Annotated in this window: 12 protein-coding genes; 1 reads left to right on the plus strand and 11 read right to left on the minus strand. The window is 73.8% G+C overall.

Translation table 11 applies throughout. From position 1 onward, the window contains the following. Positions 1 to 6 precede the first annotated feature (6 nt). Positions 7 to 441: a contractile injection system spike tip protein gene (locus HG542_RS01900; RefSeq protein ID WP_171078211.1), complete on the plus strand. Its 435-nt coding sequence runs from the start codon at positions 7 to 9 to the stop codon at positions 439 to 441. 38 nt (positions 442 to 479) lie between these two features. Here the strand turns inward: HG542_RS01900 and HG542_RS01905 are convergent, their stop codons facing one another. From HG542_RS01905 to HG542_RS01955, 11 genes are read right to left on the minus strand one after another with little or no spacing between them, the layout of a single operon-like run. Beyond that, positions 480 to 2798, minus strand: coding sequence for a hypothetical protein (locus HG542_RS01905; protein ID WP_171078212.1), 2319 nt, complete (start codon positions 2796 to 2798; stop codon positions 480 to 482). After that, on the minus strand, positions 2795 to 4921 hold the full coding sequence (locus HG542_RS01910; protein WP_171078213.1) for an ATP-binding protein: 2127 nt from the start codon (positions 4919 to 4921) through the stop codon (positions 2795 to 2797). The genes HG542_RS01905 and HG542_RS01910 overlap by 4 nt, the downstream gene beginning before the upstream one ends. After that, positions 4918 to 5562, minus strand: coding sequence for a Pvc16 family protein (locus HG542_RS01915; RefSeq protein WP_171078214.1), 645 nt, complete (start codon positions 5560 to 5562; stop codon positions 4918 to 4920). Before HG542_RS01915 ends, HG542_RS01910 begins: the two co-directional genes overlap by 4 nt. Further along, a complete protein-coding gene (locus HG542_RS01920) occupies positions 5559 to 8540 on the minus strand; it encodes a beta-propeller fold lactonase family protein (RefSeq protein ID WP_171078215.1) in 2982 nt (993 codons plus the stop codon). Before HG542_RS01920 ends, HG542_RS01915 begins: the two co-directional genes overlap by 4 nt. Then, entirely contained in the window at positions 8537 to 11776 is a 3240-nt protein-coding gene (locus tag HG542_RS01925) for a baseplate J/gp47 family protein (protein WP_171078216.1), read from the minus strand. Before HG542_RS01925 ends, HG542_RS01920 begins: the two co-directional genes overlap by 4 nt. After that, positions 11773 to 12318, minus strand: a complete 546-nt coding sequence (locus tag HG542_RS01930; RefSeq protein ID WP_171078217.1) for a phage tail protein — start codon at positions 12316 to 12318, stop codon at positions 11773 to 11775. Before HG542_RS01930 ends, HG542_RS01925 begins: the two co-directional genes overlap by 4 nt. Before the next feature lie 39 nt (positions 12319 to 12357). Then, positions 12358 to 14469: a baseplate J/gp47 family protein gene (locus tag HG542_RS01935; RefSeq protein ID WP_171078218.1), complete on the minus strand. Its 2112-nt coding sequence runs from the start codon at positions 14467 to 14469 to the stop codon at positions 12358 to 12360. Continuing rightward, the gene (locus tag HG542_RS01940) at positions 14462 to 14863 is read right to left on the minus strand and encodes a GPW/gp25 family protein (RefSeq protein ID WP_171078219.1); all 402 of its coding nucleotides are present in this window, start codon (positions 14861 to 14863) and stop codon (positions 14462 to 14464) included. Before HG542_RS01940 ends, HG542_RS01935 begins: the two co-directional genes overlap by 8 nt. Positions 14864 to 14887: 24 nt before the next feature. Next, positions 14888 to 16684 (minus strand): VgrG-related protein, encoded by a 1797-nt coding sequence (locus tag HG542_RS01945; RefSeq protein WP_171078220.1) that lies wholly within the window; start codon positions 16682 to 16684, stop codon positions 14888 to 14890. Then, on the minus strand, positions 16681 to 17403 hold the full coding sequence (locus HG542_RS01950) for a CIS tube protein (RefSeq protein ID WP_171078221.1): 723 nt from the start codon (positions 17401 to 17403) through the stop codon (positions 16681 to 16683). The genes HG542_RS01945 and HG542_RS01950 overlap by 4 nt, the downstream gene beginning before the upstream one ends. 16 nt (positions 17404 to 17419) lie before the next feature. Then, positions 17420 to 17875: a phage tail protein gene (locus HG542_RS01955; RefSeq protein ID WP_171078222.1), complete on the minus strand. Its 456-nt coding sequence runs from the start codon at positions 17873 to 17875 to the stop codon at positions 17420 to 17422. Between the last annotated feature and the right edge of the window lie 1087 nt (positions 17876 to 18962).

The following is an 18962-nucleotide window of genomic DNA, read 5'->3' on the forward strand; positions in this document are numbered from 1 at the left end:
GCGCGCATGCAGAAGGTCATCGTGCGGCAGAGCGACACCATCACCCTCATGCCGGCCCTGACGCCTCCGGCAACGCTCGTCCCGCCGCCCCCGATTCCCATTCCGCGGGGCACGGCGGGATTCCAGGTCGAAGGGTTGCCCGCCTGCGTACCGGATGACATCGAGACCATGGAGATCCCGCCCGTCCCCTACTCGACGCCGGCCTTCCCGACGTCCGGAACCCTCCGCGCCCGGTTCAGGGTTCCGGCAGCGAACCGCGCCAAGTACGCGAGGACGGGCCACGCTACGGTGGAGGTCGTCGTCGACGGTGGCCCCCTCGAAGTGCACTTCACCGTCCTGACCCCGGCGAGCAATCCGGCCGGCAGCCCGGATCCGGTGACCGAGTACCAGGGCTCGGCGACCCTCACCTGCCCCCGCACGCGCCCGGTGACGGCCGGATAGGCACGGTGCCGGAGGTCGTGGGAGTCGGGCGAGCGCAGTCAGCCCGCGGCGCCCGCGACCTCCGTCGCCCACACGAAGTCGTACCGCACGTGCTGGCCACCGACCACCGTGCCCTCGCCGCGGTTGCGCATGTTGACCGTGAAGGCCGCTTGCGGCAGGAGCAGGACCTCCTTCTCGTCCTGTTGCCGCGAGAAGAAGGCGATGTCCCGTCCGCTGTGGCCGGTCAGTTCCAGGCAGTACAGCACCCGGCGGCCACCGGCGGGCGGGTGCTGGAGCGGCAGGAACTTCTCGGCCTCCTCCCGCTCGCGGCTGGTGCTGGTGAAGCCGCTGAACGTCATCCGCTTCCGGGGCAGCAGCTCCCAGCCCGCCCGGTAGACCAGCCCCCTGACCGGCGGCAGTTTGCCGAGAGCCTCCGTGAGCATGTCGGCGTGGGACTTGGCCTCGGACCGCAGGGTCTCCGCGAGGGCGTGCATACGCCTGCGGACGGGCTCCAGGCGCTCCCTGCGCTCCGCGTCGTCGAGCCCCGGCGCCCGGTAGGCGTCGATCAGCCGCTGGAGTTCCGCGTCGCGCCAGGTGGCGTACGGCACTTCGACCGTCTGCCCCTCGGTGAACAGCGAGATCATCTCGTCGACGAGCCGGTGCACACCCGTCGTCGCGACGGGCGACGGCGTGGCGAGGACGCGGTTGACGAGCTGGTGGTTGCCGCCGGTGTACTCCGCCAGCGCGAGCAGGTACGGGAGCCGCAGCTCGGCTCCCAGCCGGGCGCGTTCCGCGTCCGCGTCCGTTCCCGAGAGGTCCTGTCCCGCCAGCCATTCGGTGAGGTCCGCGCTCGGCTGCTGCCGGAGCAGGGCGCGCCGGGCGCGGCGCGCCGTGGCCACCGTGCGGTCGTCCACGGTCACCAGGCCCCCGTCCCCGGGTGCGGCGCGCGCCTTCTCCTCGTACAGGGCGGCGTACGGCAGTTCGGGCAGGGCGGACGCTGGCAGGACGTCCCGGGCGAACGCGTCGAAGTCCCGGTACATCCGTGGCACGTCCTTGGAGGACGCCGTGAGGTGCGCCAGGCCGCGCAGGCCCGCCGCCTTGGCGCCGCGCAGGATCTCGTACAGCGAGTGGTCGCGGCCGGTGAGCATCCATGCCGTGACGGCGAGGAAGAACTCCCGTTCCGCCAACTGCGCGGCGCCGGAGCCCGGTACGACCTGCAGCCAGCGGAACGCGCTGAGCATGCGGGTGGTCGTGCCCGAGATGCCCGCTACCAGGGGTGCGCCGCGCCCGTGATGCTTGCGGTACCAGTCGTCCTTGGTGCTCATGGCGAAGGCTGCCTCGCCTGGGGCCCATGGCAGGGGGAACTCCGGTCCCTCCTGGCCCGGTTCGGTCATCGCCTCCCACACGGCCTCGGCGGTGACCTCGTGCCGGGCCGGGGCGAGGTCGTCCGTCAGGCCCTCGACGGACAGGGGAGCGGTACTGCGCCGGGCGTGGGCGGCCTCGGCCTCGCTCAACGGCACGCCCAGGTCGCGGTAGTCGCGCAGGGTCCGCTTGCCGGGGGCGGTGTCCGGGTCCGGGCGCTCCGAACGGCCGCGCTGGCTGCGCCCCATGGAGAGGGCCGTGCCCGCGCCCTGCTGGAGCGTCAGGTTGCCGAGGGCGAAGACGTCCTCGGCGAACAGCCGCCGCACGTCGTGCGGGAGACGGCCCAGCACGGCACGGGAGTGACCGGTCAGATACGCGTGCTGGGCGGACAGGGCCTCGGCGTCCAGGCCGAGTTCGCGGGCCAGGTGCAGGTCCCCGCCGAGGACGATGCGGTGCAGGAGCGTCTTGAGCGACACCGCGCGTTCGTCCGGGTGCGGCCCGGGCTGCGGCCCGTATTTGTAGTAGGCGGCGTTGTAGAACGCGGTGACGAGCTCGCGGACCGTGGCGTTCGAGTCCGGCGCCGTCCACTGCAGGAGCCGGGTGCCGGGATCGCCTTCGGTGCCCACTTGTCCTGCGCTGTGCGGGTCGTCGTGGACGAACGCGCCCGCGGCCGCTTCCGGGGTGAACCCCCGGCTCAGGACCTCGTACAGCCGCAGCACGGCGGTCCGGGCGGCGCGGCGCACCTCCGGAGCGGCGGCCAGGGCCGCCCCGAGCCGCTGCTCGTACAGTTCGGCCCGCTGGTGCCAGCCTGGTGAGGCCAGGAGCCGGCGGTGGCCGAACGGCGCGCCCTGCCGGGGGGATGCCGTGAGGGCTCGCGCGGTCGCGGCGTTGCCGGCCTCCTGCTGGAGACTGCGCAGCCGTTCGGCCAGGGTCGTGGCCGGCGCCGGGGCAGTCGTTTCCGGGCCGGGGGTGTCCGTGACGGTGGCGGTCGGTGCGTGCAGTGGGCCGGGGCTCACGGCCGTACCTCCGGCTCCGACAGGAAGGCCGACTCGTCCACGTAGCGGCCGAGTTTGGCGTACTCCTCGCGGACGGCCACCAGCAGGTCCGCCATGGCCACCGGGCGGCCGTCGTCGGCCGCGCGGTAGGCGGCGGTGACGGCGCAGCAGCGGATGGCGCCGCCGGACAGGTCGAACGCCGAGGCGAGGGAGGCCAGTCCGGCCCGGTCGATGTCCTGGGCGCGGGGCACGGCGGGGCCCAGGCAGCGGTCCCACAGGGCTCGGCGCAGGGCCTCGTCCGGGGCGGGGAAAGGGACGACGAGGTCGAGGCGACGCAGGAACGCCGGGTCGATGTTGGCGTGCATGTTGGTGGTCAGCAGGGCCAGCCCGGCGAAGGATTCCAGGCGTTGCAGCAGGTAGGAGGTGCCGGTGTTGGCGTAGCGGTCGTGGGCGTCCTGGGTGGCGGTGCGCCTGCCGAAGACGGCGTCGGCCTCGTCGAAGAGGAGGACCGCCTCGTCGGCGTCGGCCGCGGTGAAGATCTGCTCCAGGTGTTTCTCGGTCTCCCCGATGTACTTGTCGACCACGCCGGCCAGGTCGACGATGTACAGGTCGAGACCGAGATCCGCGGCCACCACCTCGGCCGCCAGGGTCTTGCCGGTTCCGGAGCCGCCGCTGAACAGTGCGCTCACGCCGTGCCCGCGGCCCCCGCCCGGCCGCATCCGCCATTCGCCGAGGACCCGGTCGCGGTGGCGTACGCGCCGGGCGAGGTCGCGCAGTTGCCCGTGGGTCCGCTCGGGCAGGACCAGGTCGTCCCAGGTGACGGCAGGCCGTACGGTCCGGGCGAGGCGGACGAGTGCGCTGCCGTGCCAGGAGCGGGCCACCTCCCGGACGGCGGTCGCGTCCACCGCCGTGCCCTGTGCGGCCGCCTGCTGGCAGGCGGCCGCGGCCATGGCGCGGATGCGGGCCGGCCCGGCCCGGTAGCGGGCTCCGGCGGCTGCTGCCTCGCCGGCCGTCGGCAACGGGGCATTGCGGGTGCGCAGTTCGTGCCGCCACAGCGCGGTGCGCTCGGCCCGGGTGAGGGGAGGGCACTCGGCCAGGACCGGGGGCGTGTCCGTCCAGCGGGCGTCCCACGGCCGGCTTCCGGTGAGGACGAGGGGGACCGGCGCGTCGGCGAGCGGGGCGAGCATGGCGTGCACGCGCCGGGTGTCGGCGGAACCGACGGGCCCGGCGATCAACCCGCAGCCGCGCAGTCGGGCTTCGAGCAGCACGGCCCGCACGGACTCGGCCGGCTGCGGTTCGTGGTCGAGCGCCGCGAGATCCAGGTGGAGGGCGGGCCGGCCCACCGTCGCCAGCGCCGCCCGGGCCGCGGTCCCGGCGGCGCCGTCGCCGCTGTCGCGCAGGTGGACGGGCCAGGGGTGCGCGAGCAGCCCCGCGAGCCGGTGCGCGGTCCGGGCCAACGGGCCGTCGCCCGGCGGCGGCACGTCCGGCGGGGCCGGGGGGCCGTCGTCGCCCAGCAGGTGCGCGGTGACCCGGTCGGGGACGCGGAGCCCCCGCGTCGGGTACGGGCGCGAGGTGTCGAGGAGTTGGAGGAGACCGCCGGCTCGCAGGGGCGCGTCGGCGGAGAACAGACGGCGGGCGGTCGCGGACGCGGCCGGGACGCCGCACAGCGTGAGGGCGAGCCCGATGGTGGCGTGCCGGCAGGTGACGTCGTCGTTGAGGTAGCCGTAGCAGCGCTCGAACCGGGCGTCGACGTCGGGTGCGAGCGCGATCAGCAGGACACCCACGGCGAGTTCGTCCAGGCCGAACTCCTCGGCGAGGCGCCGCAGGGGCGGTACGGCCCCCGCCGCCGTCGCCGTGTCCTCGTGGGCGCGGACGACGGCGGCCAGGGCGTCCTCGGCGGCGGCGGGCGGCAGCGGGCCGGTGGGCGCGTCCAGGAGGTGCGTGGCCATCTCGTCGGAGACGTAGAGCCCCTGGAACGGGTCGAAGGCGAACTCCCGCAGGTCCGGCGGGTCCGCGGGGTCCTCGCCGGTGCGCAGGGCGATGGCCCGGCGCACCGCGGACTCGACGACGGCCAGCCGGGCCAGCAGCCAGTCCGCGGCGGTGGGTGCGGATGCCCGGGTGGTGCCGGTGGCCGGTGCGGTCACTGCCGGTCTCCCTCCGCCTGCTGGTTTCCCTCGGCCTGCTCGTCGATGATGTGCTCGGTGACGACCGGGTCCTCGGTCACCCAGTGGGTGTAGGTCTGCGGGACGAACGACAACAGGGGCAGGGTCACGGTGACGTTGAGGGTGGGGACGAGGGTGTGCCCCACTGCACTCCACAGCTCGGTGAGGGCGCGGTCCTCGCTCGGAGGGTGTCCCACGTCCAGGAGTGCCGCGAGGTCCATGTCCTCCAGTTCCGGCGGAAGTTGCACGGGGAGCTGCGGGCTGCGGGCGAATCCGACGAGGAGGTCGCCGAGCATGGCGTGGGCGATGAGCGCGTCTGGCGCCCAGGCCGCGACCAGGTAGGAGAGGCGGGCGTAGCGGGGCGGATCGAACTGGGCGCTTTTCCGCAACGGCAGTTCGGGGTCGCCGGGGGGTCCCGCGTACTGGTAGACGGTTCCGGTCTGGCGTCGCTCCAGGGCCTCGCGGATGTCGTAGAGGTAGATGCCGACCGCCTCGGAACCGGTGGTCTCGCCGAGGCCGGTGTCACGGCCCGGGGGCTGGAAGGTGACCGGGAATCCGGGCGGCAGACAGGTCATGTCCTGCCGTACGCGTGACTTCAGTGCCTGGTCGACGAGTTGGATCACCGGTCCGCCCCCTTCAGGCCGGCCGGGACGACGACGGCCTGCCGCAGGTCGAGCGCCGCCTCGGTGCCGCCGACACGGCCGAGTGCCGTGGTGTTCACGACGGACACGGCTGCGCCCGCCGTGTCGGCGAGGTACACCAGGGGCGTTGCGGCCCGTGGATCTGGTGCGCCGGCAGCGAGTGCCCGGCCGGCCGGCACCGTGAAGCGGGGGGTTCCGGTTGTGGCGTCGAGCATCAGGACGGCTCCGCTGTTCTCGGTGGTCACGAAGAGCCAGGTGCCGTCGGCCGACACCGATACGGACTCGGGTTTGGTGATGAGCTCGTGCTTCCAGGTGGCGGTCTCCTCGGGCCTGCCCTGCGTTCCGTTCAGGCTGATGACGGTGATGCTGTTGTCCTTGTGGTTCGCCACATAGGCGCGGGCGCCACCGGGGGCGCAGGCGACGCCCATGGGGTCGGCGCGCACGGGGACGGGGAACACCTCGCGGTCGGCGAGGCGCAGACAGTGGACGGTTGCTGCTTTGCGGTCGGAAATGCATGCGTAGACGCCGTCGTCGGAGACGGCGACGTCCCATGGCCGGGAAGTGGCCGGTTCGCCCACCTTGACGGGGGTCACGTTGGAGGTGAACACGGTGACCGTCCCGCTCGTGGCGTTGGCGATGCAGCAGGTGCCGTCATCGCGGGCGATGGCGATCGAGTAAGGCGTGTCGTCCTTGTCGAGGGCCTGTTGCTCGACCTTCTGTACCTTGAGGCGCGAGGCGTCGAGGGTGATCACGGCGAGGAAGGCGTCGCGTACGGGAGTCTCCCTGCGTCCCTGGTTCACCACGTAAAGGGTCTGGTTGTCCGGGCAGACGATCCCGTTGGGCCGGTCGACGTGCGCGGCCGCGGGGGAGGCTGCGACGGGCGTCATGGCGGTGCCGCCCCCGGACAGCCGGATCCCGTACACCATGCCCAAAGGTGCGTCGTCGCTCAACCACGCCTTCGACACCGCCGCGTAGAGATACTGGCCGTCCGGGGAGAGCGCGAGCCCGGGAGGGATCGAGTCGCCGTTCTCGACCGTGATAGTGCGCTGGTGCGTCGCCGGATTCCCCGAGATGTCGAAGGCTTCCACCGTGGCGTTGTTTCCGGCGGCGTTGGAAACGTAGAGGGTCCTGCCGTCGGGTGTCAGGGCGAGCCCGTAGGGGTGGAACATGGCCGGTTTGTCCACGGTCATGTGGAAGGCCCAGCGGTCGCCCGTCGTGGCGCGTTGGAGGACGGAGACCGTACCGTTCTGGTAGTTGGCGACGCAGAGCCGCAGCCCGTCGGCCGACAGGCCCAGTTCGTGCGGGCCCGAGAGGTGGCCGGTCACCGAGTCGATCGGCGTCTGCTGCTGCCAGGTCCCCGGGCTGGTGCGGGTCAGCACGGCGATCTGGCCATTGGGCGACCCACTGGCGAAGTCGGACACGTAGAGCGTCGTGCCGTCCTTGGACAGCGCGGCCCCCGTGGGCTGTTGGCAGCCCACGACGCCCGCCTCGATGGTGTACTTGCCGCCCTTGGGATCGACGAGGGAGACCGTCGCCGTGCCCGCGTCCGCGGTCACCGCGTAGTGGCCGTCCGGGGTGATGGCGACGCCGTGCGGCTCGGCGTTCGGCGCCAGCGCAATCGCCTTCACGGTGACCGCGCCGCCGAAGGTGAGGACCTCCCCCTGGGCAGGGGTGAGGACGAGGAGGGCTGCCGTGCCCGGGCTGGTCGCGCAGGCGAAGGTGCGGTCGGGTGCGATGGCCACGTCCCACGGCTTGTGCGCGCCGCCGAGTGGGACGGGTGTGCCCGGCTGGAGTTGGCCGAGGTCGAGCACCGCCACGTTCCCCGAGGCCGAGTCGGCGGCGTAGGCCCATGAACCGTCGGGCGCCACCGCGACGTTGACGGGCTGCGACCCCGTACCGGTCCTGACCTCGACCGTCTTCCGCGGGGAGGTGCGCACGGTGACGAGCGTGCCGCTGGCCTGGTCGCTCACGTACGCGAACCGGCCGTCCGGGCCGGGCACCACCCCGGCAGGGACCGCCCCCACCGGCTCGTCGAGCGTCGTGGGCGTGAGCGTGTCCGTGCGGATGGCGGTAAGCCGGCCCGAGGTCCGGCTCACGGCGAGGATCAGGCTGCCGTCCGGGGTGAACGCCACGGCGACCGGGTGCGGTTCCACGGGAATGGACACCGGGGTCTCGATCCGCCCGGTGGTCGGGTTCACGGAGGCGACGGACACCGACGCCGAGCCGTAAGCGGCCACGCAGAGGCGGTCCCCTTCGACGCTGAGCGCCAGGGCACGGGGCTCGGCACCCACGGACACCGGATCCCCCACCGGATCGCCCTCCGCATCGACGTCCAGCACGGTCACGTGCCCGTTGGCCGTCCCGTCCCCCCTGCTCGCGACGTACGCGAAGCGCCCGCCTTTCGCCACGGCGATCGCCCGGGTGACCCCGGGGACCGGGACCGTCGCCGTCACCGAGGGCGAGCCCGATGTCCCCACGTCGACCAACGACACCGTGGCGTCCGTCTCGTTGACGACACAGACGTGCTGCGCCTGCCCGCCGGGGGCCGCCGCCAGCGCACATGGGCCCTTGCCGACGTCGACGGTGACGGGCGAGGACAGCCCCTCCTTGTCGAACACCGCAACCTGGTCGTCCGCCCAGTTGGCCACGCAGACCTGGTCACCGGCCAGCCCGGCGGTCACGGCGCACGGGTTCTTGCCAGCCGAAGGGGACCGCAGCACCGCGGGGACGGCCGGGCCCAGGTCCACGACGGACAGCGTCCCGGCGTCGTGGTTCGCGGTGTAGGCCCGGGTGCCGTCCGAACTGACGGCGACCGCACGGGGGTTGCTCTGTACCGGCGTGACGTGGACCTCCGGCTGTTCCGGCGCGGCGAGGCCGGCCACGACCAGGCCGTCCGTACCCCAGGCCGGGGCCACCAGCCGGGCCGCCGCGCTGTTGTGGTCGTTGTCGTGCTCGCTCACGAGGGCACCTCCGCGACGGTGATGCGGTGTTCGACGGAGTAGACGGTCTCGCCCGGCCCGCAGTCGATCCGGGGGACGGGATCGGAGGCCGTGCCGGTCTCCGGATCGACGGGGACCAGCTCGGCCGTGGCGACCCGACCCACACCGGGTACGCCTTCCAACACGCGGAACGCCTCACCTGCGTACACCGGACGTCCCAGGGGCCATCCGGTGCCGTCGGGGCCGCCGCCGACAGGGCTGAAGTACCGGTAGAGGGCGCGTTCCGCGGCGACGCGGAGTTCGGCGCGTTCCTCGGCGGTGCGGTAGTCGGCGGGCACGATGCGGGCGTCGAAGCGGATGCCGTGACAGCCGGGCGTCACCAGCCACACCGGGACCCCCTCGGGCTGGCAGGCCCGCAGGGCGCGGCGCAGGGTGTCGCAGGCGTCGGCGGTGGGCGTGAGCATGTGGTAGGGGAACCAGCCCCGTTCATCGGTGGTGACGAAGGGGACGACCATCAGTGTCACACCGGCCCGGGTGCTGCCGCCGCTGGTGTCGGTGTAGCCGTTCTTGCCGTCGTGCGACGGGGTGGTGTTGTGCACGCCGAGGATGTGCGGGTCGGTTTTCTTCAACCGGCAGATCGCGCCCCGCGCGATGCCGTTCGCTGCATCGCCACGGGTGGTCCGGTACGGGCCGCGCGCGGTGATGGCCGCGTCCTTGGGCGGGACCTTGCCGTACTGCCGGGTGCCCGAGGTGCCGCCCGTCACCTTTGGGCCGAAGTGGACTCGTCCGGTAGTGGCATTGATGACCACGTGTGGCGCGTCCTCGCCGGACTGCTCGAAGGAGGTGACGGTCGTCCACGGCTCCGAGCCGACGTACACGGTGGGCAGTTGCTGCCCGCACACCGGCGCGTGGAGCAGGTCGAAGAACTGGCCCGGCTCGCCCGTGGATGTGAACGGCCCGTCGCCATGGTCCTGTTGCTCGTACTGCAGGGCGGGGACGGTCCCGGTGGTGCCGGAGTCGGCGTGGACGGTGTATTTCGTGGTGCTCGTGCCGTGGGGGTCGATGATCTGGACGGCGATCCAGCACGCGGCAGGCTTCGTCGGGAAGGCTCCCGTCAGGCGGGTGACGGCGTCCTGGGCCGTCTTGGCGAAGGCGTCCTGCTCGACGGCGGCCTGCCAGCGTGCCGACGCGCCGAGCGGAACGGGATGGGCGGCGACCCCGGGGCGGCCTGTGACCGGCTGTGCGGGGGCCGAGGCGTACACGAGCGGGACGGAAGTGTCCCACCACGGCGTACCCTTCCGCGGTGCGAACACCGACACCGCGACGCGATCCTGCGCCTCCCGTTCGCCGTCGGCTGTCACCCAGAGCGTCAAGTGGCGCGGGTCATGAGTGGCTTTGATCTCCACCAGGGCGAGGACCAGCGCGCCGCCGACCCTGAACGGCCCGGAAAAAGTGCCGTCCGCCTCGTAGTCGCCCGCGGTGAACATGTCGACGGCGGCAGTGACCCCACCGGTGAGCCGCAGCGGTGCCGCACCGGCGGCCTCGGGCGGCAGGCGTTCGGCTTCCTGCGTCGTGGTGAAGACGGTCTGCCCGTCCGCCGTCGTGACCTCGGTCCCCTCGGCGACCTTCGGCGTACCGGCAGCCAGGGTGAAGACGACATCGGTCTTCGCCGCTTTCCACGGCAGGTAGTTGCGGGCCGGGTCGAGTGCCTGGTGCGGCACGTCGCGGACGTGGTGGATACGGGCCATTCCCGCCGACGCGGCCAGCGCGAGCTGCTCGTAGTCGGCCGGGACGACGGCCCGTTCGGGCACCGGGGCCCCCAGCGGCCGGCGTTCGGAGTACGCGAGGGCGCTCTCGCCCTCCGTACCACCTGTGGCGGGAGCCGGGTTGGTCACCGAGGAGACGTACGGCAGCGGGGTGCGGAGCACGGTGAGGGTGCGGGCGGGCACGTTGCCGCGGGCGCCGCCGCCGGTCAGGTAGCGGCGGATACGGACGGCCGCGCCCGCCGGCAGCGGCGCCCCGTGCCGGCGCAGCCCCTGGGCACCGGCGACGGCGGGGGCGAAGACGGCCTCCCCGGTGCGGGGGTCCAGGGTGAAGTGCCGGTCGTCCGGCCCCGATCCGGCGAGGGAGGCGACGTACGTCCACTGTGCCGTCCGGCCGTCGAGGACGGCGTCCACGACGAGCGGGTCCGTGCTGCGGGGCAGCGGCGGATGGGCGAAGCGGAGGCGTTCGCCCGGGACGCCGCTCGCCGTGCCCAGGGTCTCGTCGCGCACCAGCCGTGCCTGGACGACCGGGACGGGGACGGTGAGGACCGGCTGCAGCGCGGCCTGCCCCACACGGTTCCGACCGGCGTCCGTCCGGTAGCGGATCAGGCCGACGTCCCGCAGCCGCTGGACGAAGAAACCGCCCTGCCCGTCCGGGCGTCGGAGCAGCAGTTGGGCCGGCGCGTGGGCCGGCGGCACGTCGAGCGTGACCTTGCCGGGACTGCCCGGGGCGGTCACCGTGTCGCTGACGACCTGGCAACTGCTCCAGTGCGTGCCCTGCCAGGCCTCCCAGTGGCCCCGCTCGATTCCGGTGCCCTTCTGCAGTGCCGGTCCCAGCAGGACGTCCAGCGTCACGCGGGTGCTGGGCACCGGTACCGAGAGGACGAGCAGGGCGTACGGGTCCGCCGTCCCCGGAGCCGCCGGTACGTCCTCGGTGACGGGGAAGTCGCCGAGATAGGGCAGATTGAGCCGGAAGGCGGGCCCGGCCGCGGCGGACGTGCCCGGCTCCACGGGGTTCCCGGAACCGAAGCCGGTCAGCCTCCCCTCCAGGACGCCGCCGGCCGCGCGTGACTCCGCGAAGTCCCCGGCCGCGAAGAGGACGCACGGGTTGAGCACCGCGTCCGTCAACGTGCTGAAGACGACCGGCTCTTCGTCCCCCGCGGGCCGCGTGGCCACCTCCTGGCCCGCGGGCACGACGACCGGTTCGGGCGAGGGGGCGGCGAGCTGGAAGACGGCCTCGGTCTGCGCGGGCGCGGGCCGGTACGGCCGGACGCCCAGGAGGCGCAGCATCTGCAGCCGGCGCTGGTCGGGAGCCTGGTTGAGCCGGTCGCGCAGGGCCGTGACCATGTCGGCGCACGTCTCGATCAGGCCCCGCCCGGGGTCCGTCAGGTCCCGGCCGGTCCAGGTCCGCACCTGCCGGTGCACGGCGGCGACGGCGGTGTCGACCACCTCGTCGCGGGTGCGCCCGTCGTACTCGGGTGTCTGCGGACTCATCCTGGCGATGGCCTTCCGTCGGAGGACTGGGCGAGGGTGACGACGGCCTTGAACGGCAGGTGTGCCGGGCAGTGCGCCGCGACCAGACGCGTCAGGCGGCTCTCCAGCGCCCGCTGGTCCTCCCCGGCGGGGGCGGTCAGGGTGACGGTGAGCATGCGTCCGGCGCCGGGCGGGGCGTCCTCGTCGCCCGGGTCGCGGATGTCGAGCGTGTGGGCCGGTGGCGTCCAGCCGAGGATCTCCCGGGCCTCCAGCCGCAGTCCGTACGGTGTCCCGCGGTGTGCGGCCAGGCGGGGCGCGAGGTCGATCGCCTTGCGCCGCCGGATCTCGTCCCAGCCCGGTTCCACCCGGGCGCCGGTGATCGCGGTCAGCCAGTCCAGGAAGGCGGGCGGCGCGCGCCAGGGGTCGAGCACCGCGTCCAGGTCGTCGATGCGCTCCTCGACGGGGGCCATGGTCTCGCCGATCGCCGTGGCGAAGGCCTGTGCCACGGTGTCGTGGCCGTAGACGGACGGCAGAGGGAGCGGACGTGCGGGGGAAGGCGGCATACGCGGTCCTCTCGTGCGGTGCGTGCGGACAGGGACGTCTCAGCCGTCGGTGGTGTCCACCTCGATTTCCACAGCGCCCAGGCGGACCAGGCCGCCGTCCGAGACCTCCACGGACGGCACGGTCCCGCCGCCCCTTTCCTCGTACAGGTCCACGGCGGTCGTGCCCCGGTGCTCGCGGACCGTTTCCAGCACGGTGAAGACATCGCCGGCGTGGACCCGGCGTCCCCATGGCCACCCCCGCCCGTCCGGACCGCCGGCCGTGGGGTGGAAGAAGCGCCGCAAGGCCCGTTCGGAGGCCTTCTTCGCCCGGTCGACATCCGTCTGCGTGCTGCTCCAGGGGCGCACCGTCGCGGCGATGCCGAACGGGTGGTAGCGGGGCTCTCCGACGAGCAGGCGTTCACCGAGCAGGCGGGAGGCGTCGACGACGTTCTTCACCGCGGTCAGGGTGCTCGGAGGGATGGCGAAGGCGTCGTCGGGCGGCCGCTCGCCGGGGTCCCCGGCCGTGCGGGGGACCAGGAGGACGTGGAGCGGGTCGTCCTCGCGGCGCCACAGCGCGGGTTCGGTCCGCGCAGCCTTCAGGAAGAAGAAAACGCCGCCGAACACCACGACGGCGTCGGGGGATTGCTGGCACTGGGGGGACAGGCCGGGGAACGCCTCCGAGATGAGGGACGTCACGCCGCGGCTGCCGTCCTGCGGCACGAACTTCCGGTCGGTGTAGGTGCAGGCACGGTGGTAGAAGGTCTCGCCCTTGAAGAAGAACAGTTCGTACGCGTCGGCGGGGGAGGGAGCGGCCAGCAACGTGACCGCGTCGAGGTTCGACGTGAACTCACCGGGTACGAACGGGAATTCCTCGGAAACGACTTGCTCCGTCCCGCCGTCCCACAGGCACGTCGTCCCGTAGAACCACAGCCTGGGGCTGCCCTCGCCGGTGCGGATCACGGCGTCCAGGCGCCCCGCTCGACGCACGGGATCCGGCACGTCGTCACCGCTGCCGGAGCTCCCGTCCGGAGCGCGCAGGTCCAGGACGCACGGGGTGATGGTTCCACTGCTGTCGTAATAGTGCACGGCGCGCCGGGGATCGCGGGCGGCGACGAGGCCGGCCAGGACGTCGGCCGGGCGGGGCGGTGCCTGGAGGGCTGTCGGCACGCGCGAGTCGGTGGGGCGGGTGAGGGCGGTGACGCGGATGCGGGCCAGGCCCGGTACATGTTCCCCGATCAGCTGCTCGTGGTCGGCGGCGGTGACCGCGCGGCGCAGCGGCGCCAGGTCCAGGCCTGCGCGGTCGAGGGCCTGCTGCCAGTCCTCCGCGTCCTCGGGAGGCGTGACGACGTGGTCCACGGCGGCGCCCAGCCCGTCCTGCGCGATCACGATCAGGGGCCGGCCTGCCTGGACGGTGCCCTTGCGGCCGCGGCAGACGCCGTACTGCGCACTGACCCTCTCGCCTTCCGCCGGTACCTTCCCGTGCTGCTCCCCGGGGCCGCCCCCTACGGGGACGAGCGGTCCGAGGACCACCTCGCACGACGCGGCGTCCCACCAGTACACCGGGCTCTCGGGCCCCGCCTCGGCGAAGGTGGGCACCGCCTCCCATTCCGCGTCCCCGACCCGGACGACGAGCGGCGGGCCGAACGGCGGCTCCTTGACCGGGGTGTTCGGCCCCCAGGGGCGGTGCGCGGTCGGGAAACGGCCGCCGGGGCGGCCGTCGGCGATTCCCAACACCTCGGTGACCGCGGCGGGTTGCTCCACGGCCTCCACCGTCCCGGTCGACTGCTTCTCCGCAAGCACGAGTTTCTCGGTGGTCGCCAGCACCACCGGCTCCTCGCCCTCGGTCCGCACCTCGGTGTGCGCCGGGATCTCACGGCGCCCGGTGGAACCGTCGGTCCGGGTGAAGACGACCACGATCCGCGCCGGGGAGGCCGGGAGGGGAGTGATGCCCATGAGGCGCAGCAGGGCGGAGCGCTGCCGGGCGGTCATATGGCCGACGCGGTAGAGCAGTTGGTCGGTCCGCTCGGCGCAGGCCTCGACGAGGGTGATGCCGGGGTCGGAGACGTTGTGGTCGGTCCACTCCGGGACGCGCTGCGGCAGGGCGCGTTTGGCGGCGTCCACCAGGGGCTGGAACCGCAGGTCGTCCAGGTCGGGTACGGGGAGGTCACTCACTGGGGGAGTCTCCGGGCAGGGTGTAGAAGGGGAAGACGAGGTTGCGGGGTTCGCTGGTGGTGCGCAGCCGGTAGCGGATGTCGATGTAGAGCACCCCGGGGTCGTCCGTATCCGTGCTGAACAGCAGGTCGTCCACCTCGATCCGGGGTTCCCAGCGGTCGAGTGCCCGGCGCACCTCCACGTCGGCGCGGGCGAGCATCGTCGCGTCGAGCGGATCGAAGACCAGATGGTGGATGCCGCAGCCGAACTCCGGCCGCATCGGCCGCTCGCCGGGTGCGGTGGACAGGATGATGCGCAGCGCCTGTTCCACGTCCTGGCCGCCGCTCGCCAGGCCGACACGCCCGGTGCCGGTGATGACGGCGGGGAACGCCCACCCCGCGCCGATGATGTCCACGCTCGTCCTCCCGCCCGCAGGGGGTCAGTTGATGTCGACGGTGTTGCCGGTGATGCCGGTCCGCGCTCCGTCGAGCGTGAGTTTCCCGGTGCTCTCGACGGTCACGGTGGCGCCCTTGAGGGTCAGCGCGCCGCCTCCCTCGCCGTTGTCGGCCGTGACGGAGACCGTGCCCGCCTTCAGGACCAGGCTGCCGCCCGGGCCCGCGTCGACGGTGAGGGTGCCGTTGCCGCGGGCGTCCAGAGCGACCCGCAGCACGGTCCTGCCCTCTCCGGCGGTGAGGACGAGGGAGCTGTCCCTTCGGTCGAGGTGGGCGGTGAGCTTCCCGTCGCCCGTCCGGAGCCGGACGCCCTGGGGGCCGTCGGCGGCGCCGAGCAGTTCGAGGCGGTCCCCCGAGCGGGAGGCCAGCGAACTCCGGTTGGTGCGGCCGGTGTTCGGATCGACCAGCGGCAGGCCGTGGTCCGTGGGGGCGTCGATGCCGTTGTAGAGGCCGCCCAGGACGTACGGCCGGTCCAGGCGCCCGTGCTCGAAGCCGACGAGCACCTCGTCCCCGGCCTCCGGGGCGAACACGCCGCCACCGCCGGCACCTCCCCACTGCACGGTACGGACCCAGTCGGTCACGTAGTCCTGCGACAGCCACGGCAGGCGCAGCCGTACGGCACCGCGCTCGCCCTGGCCCGGTTCCTTGATGTCGGTGACGGTGCCCACCGCGACGCCCAGGGCGCACAGCGGCGGCGGGTACGGCAGGACGGGCGGGGGCAGCGGGCCCACCTGCACCCGGGTCCGGTAGCCGTGGTCGCCGTCGAAGCGGTGCCCGCAGGCGGTGACCGTGTACTTGCCGGCGAAGGGCTCGCCCACGCCCGCCAGCGTCACCGGCACGCCCGCGGCGAGCTCGGGGGTGCCCACGGCCTCGGCGGACAGCGCCGCCATCGCGGCGGCCGCCTCCTCGGCCAGTGCGCGGGCCGCTGCGTCGACTTGCGGGGCGGTGCCGCCCCGGCCGCCGACGAGCAGGTCCGGCGCCGGGCCGGGGAACGCCCCGCCGAGCTGCGCGGGTGTGATGCCCAGCTGCAGCCGCGAGCTCCTGCCCGCGTCGGCCCGCACCGACAACGGGGTCTTGCCCGCAGGGTCCCAGCCACGCACCTCCACCCCGGCCGCCTGGCCCTCGGACGACACCGAGGCGCGCAGCGCCAGCAGGTTCTCCCCGTACTCCAGGACGAACGGGCTGCGGTCGGCCCCCGTGCCGGGGGAGGGTGCCCTGCCCGCCGCTTCGGGGCGAGTGATGTGGACGGTGCCGCCCTCGACCGACAGGCGCAGCCCGCGCTGGTCGGCCAGGTGGTTGAGCAACTCCCAGTCGGTCAGGTTCGGTTGGGCAAGGTGCGGGATACGGGTGCGCTCCGCGTCGATCCGGCCGGCCTTCAGGCCGTGGCGGGCCGTGGCCTGTTCGGCGACCTCGGCCACGGTCGTGTCGACGTAGGCGGTCACCCGCCGCCCGCGCATCAGCCGGTGGCCCCGGTCCATGGCCCGCACGGTCGTGAAGCTCCCGTCGGCGTCCACCTCGGTCTCCAGCGCGGTGACCTCGCCGTCGAAGATCTGCACCTCGGTCCGGCGGCGCGCCGCGGCCACCGACACGGTCAGCGGGACCCCCACGGCGATGCCGGCCGCGGCCGGCAGCCGGTGGGCGGGATCCCGGAACCGCAGGGAGACCCGGGCCGGCAGGCCCAACGCCGTGTCCACGGACGCCTCGACGAGCTGGTCGGCCCACTCCTCCCGCAACGGGGAACCGAACGCGAGGACCGGCTCCGCCGCGTACAGCCGCTCCGTCATCCCGCACCGCCCGCGAGCCGCTCCTGGATCACCGGCAGGACGAGCACGCTGCCCGGCGGAACCCGGGCCGGGTCGTCGATGCCGTTCGCCCGGGCGATCTCCCGCCACCGCCCCGGATCGCCATACGTCTGCCAGGCCACCCCGGCCAGGCTGTCGCCCGCCACCACGAGATGGGTGTCCACCGGACCGTCGCCGCCCGACGTCGGGTTCTGCCGGGGAACCGACCCGCCCGCCTCCTCCAGCGAGACGCTGCACACGGCGCGCAGCGGCGTCCCGTCGTGCCCGAACCTGGTGTAGGAGGCGTCCACTTGCGTGACCAGCGCCAGGAAGGCGGTCGTGCGGGCATGCCCCCACTCCAGCCGCACCCAGGGCGCCGAGGCGGGCTTCGACGTGGTGCTGCGCGCGGTCGGTGCGCAACAGCCGAGCAGCTTCTCGACCCGCTCCTGGACGCCCTCCGACGTGCCGTGGGCGTCGAGGAAGACCTCCAGCGTCATCGTGCGCGGCTGTGCGCCCACGAACTGGGCGCGCGCCGCCTCGCCGTTGGACGGCGAGCGGCTGCGGTCCCAGCGGGCCTGCTTGCCGACCTGGATGCGGTCCGGGTTGAACTGGAGCCGGACCCGGTCGCGTTCGGGCCCGGGCGTGCTGCCCGTCCCGGTCGGCGGGTCGTAGATCACGAGGGCGGCACGCACCGGTGCGCCACCCGGGAACTCGAACGCCATGCGGTCCTCTCTGACGTCAGACGGTGATCCCGAGGAACCCGTTGTGGGTGATCTCCAAGGTCTCGCGGGCCGGTTGCGACTGCTCGACGTCGAACGTCGGCCCGCTCCAGCGGACGGGCAGGACTCCGTCCAGCAGCCACCGCACCAGCGGCCGCCGGTCCGGCCCCAGCGCCACGAGCTGCCCGGGCAGCCGCATCGGCTCGTTCACCTGCTGCTGCAGCCAGGCCCAGACGAGCACGGTCTCCTGCGACAGCGGCCTGCCGAGCACGACGTTGGTGTAGCGCAGCCGCGTCGGCAGCTGCCACACGTGCCCGTTCGTGCCGCCCTCGACACGCTCCTCGACCTCCATGGCACAGCCGAGCCCGTCGCACGAGGTGAAGGAGCCGAGGGCGTGGGTGCCGATGGAGAGCTGGAAGTGGGAACTGACGGCGAACGGCTGGTCGGCCATGGCGGGCACTCCGTGGGTCGGCAAGGAGTCTCATCGCGGTACGGACGATCCCCAGGTGCCGCCGCAGGGTGGCGACTGGGGCTGCGGCGGCCAGGGCAGTGGCGGTGGGGGCGGGCCCGGTGCTGCTGGCGGGGCCGGCGGTGTCGGTGCTGCCGGTCCGAGGGCCGGCAGCACGGCATCGGCCAGGACGCCGGCATGCCGACGGGCGACTTCCCGGGCGAGGGCGGCCACGTCCGGGTGGGACGGGGGCGGGGGTGCTGCGGGGGGTGGGACGAAACCCTGCCCCGGGGTGGGCGGTGGGCCGGTGCGTTCCGCGCTGGACGGAGGGAACGCGAACGGCCTCGCGGTTGCGGGCACTTGGGCGACCGGTTCGCCGACGCGGAGACGGGGCGCGTGCAGCGGGCGCGGGCGGGGAAACGGGCGCGGTTGGGGTTGGGGTTGGGGTTGGGGTGGTGGTGCGGGGGCGGTGGCCGGTCCCGGCGCGGGGGTCTCATGCCGGCTCGGGGGTTGGGTGGACCGCTCGCCGCTGTCGGGGTGCCGCCGGGGGACGGTGTCGGGAACGCCCCGGGCACCCGTCGGCGGTGGCGGTGCGGCGACGAGAAGGGGGAGGCCGGGGGGCCGGTCCGGGTCGGGGGCGGGTTGGGTTGCGGACCGGTCGTCCGCCGCCCGTGACGGTGCGGTGTCGGGCTGGTTGAAGCGCCGGTCGGCGCTGCGGGGTTGGCTCCCTGCGGGCCGGTTGTCCGTCGGCGGTGGTGGTGTGGTGCCGGGAAGGGGGAGGCCGGGGAGGCCACGGGGCCGGTCCGGGCCGGGGGCGGGTTGCGTTGCGGGGAAGCCTTCGGCCGCCCGTGACGGTGCGGTGTCGGGCAGGCTGAAGTGCCGGTCCGCGCTGCGCGGTTGACTCCCCGCGGGTCCGGGGGAATCGGGGGACCGGTCCGTGTCTTGCGGCCGGGCGTCTTTTGGCGGGTGGAACGCACCAAATCCTCCTTCGCCACGGCGTGTTGCGAAGGGCGCAGTCCCCGCCGGGGCCCGACGGAAGACGCGCGGTGCGTCGCCGGGTGTCGGGACGATGTCCTCGCTCTCCCCCTGCGCGTGCGCACCGGGTTCCCGGCGC

Origin of the sequence: Streptomyces morookaense (assembly GCF_013030945.1) — a bacterium.
Classification (GTDB): Bacteria; Actinomycetota; Actinomycetes; order Streptomycetales; family Streptomycetaceae; genus Streptomyces; species Streptomyces morookaensis.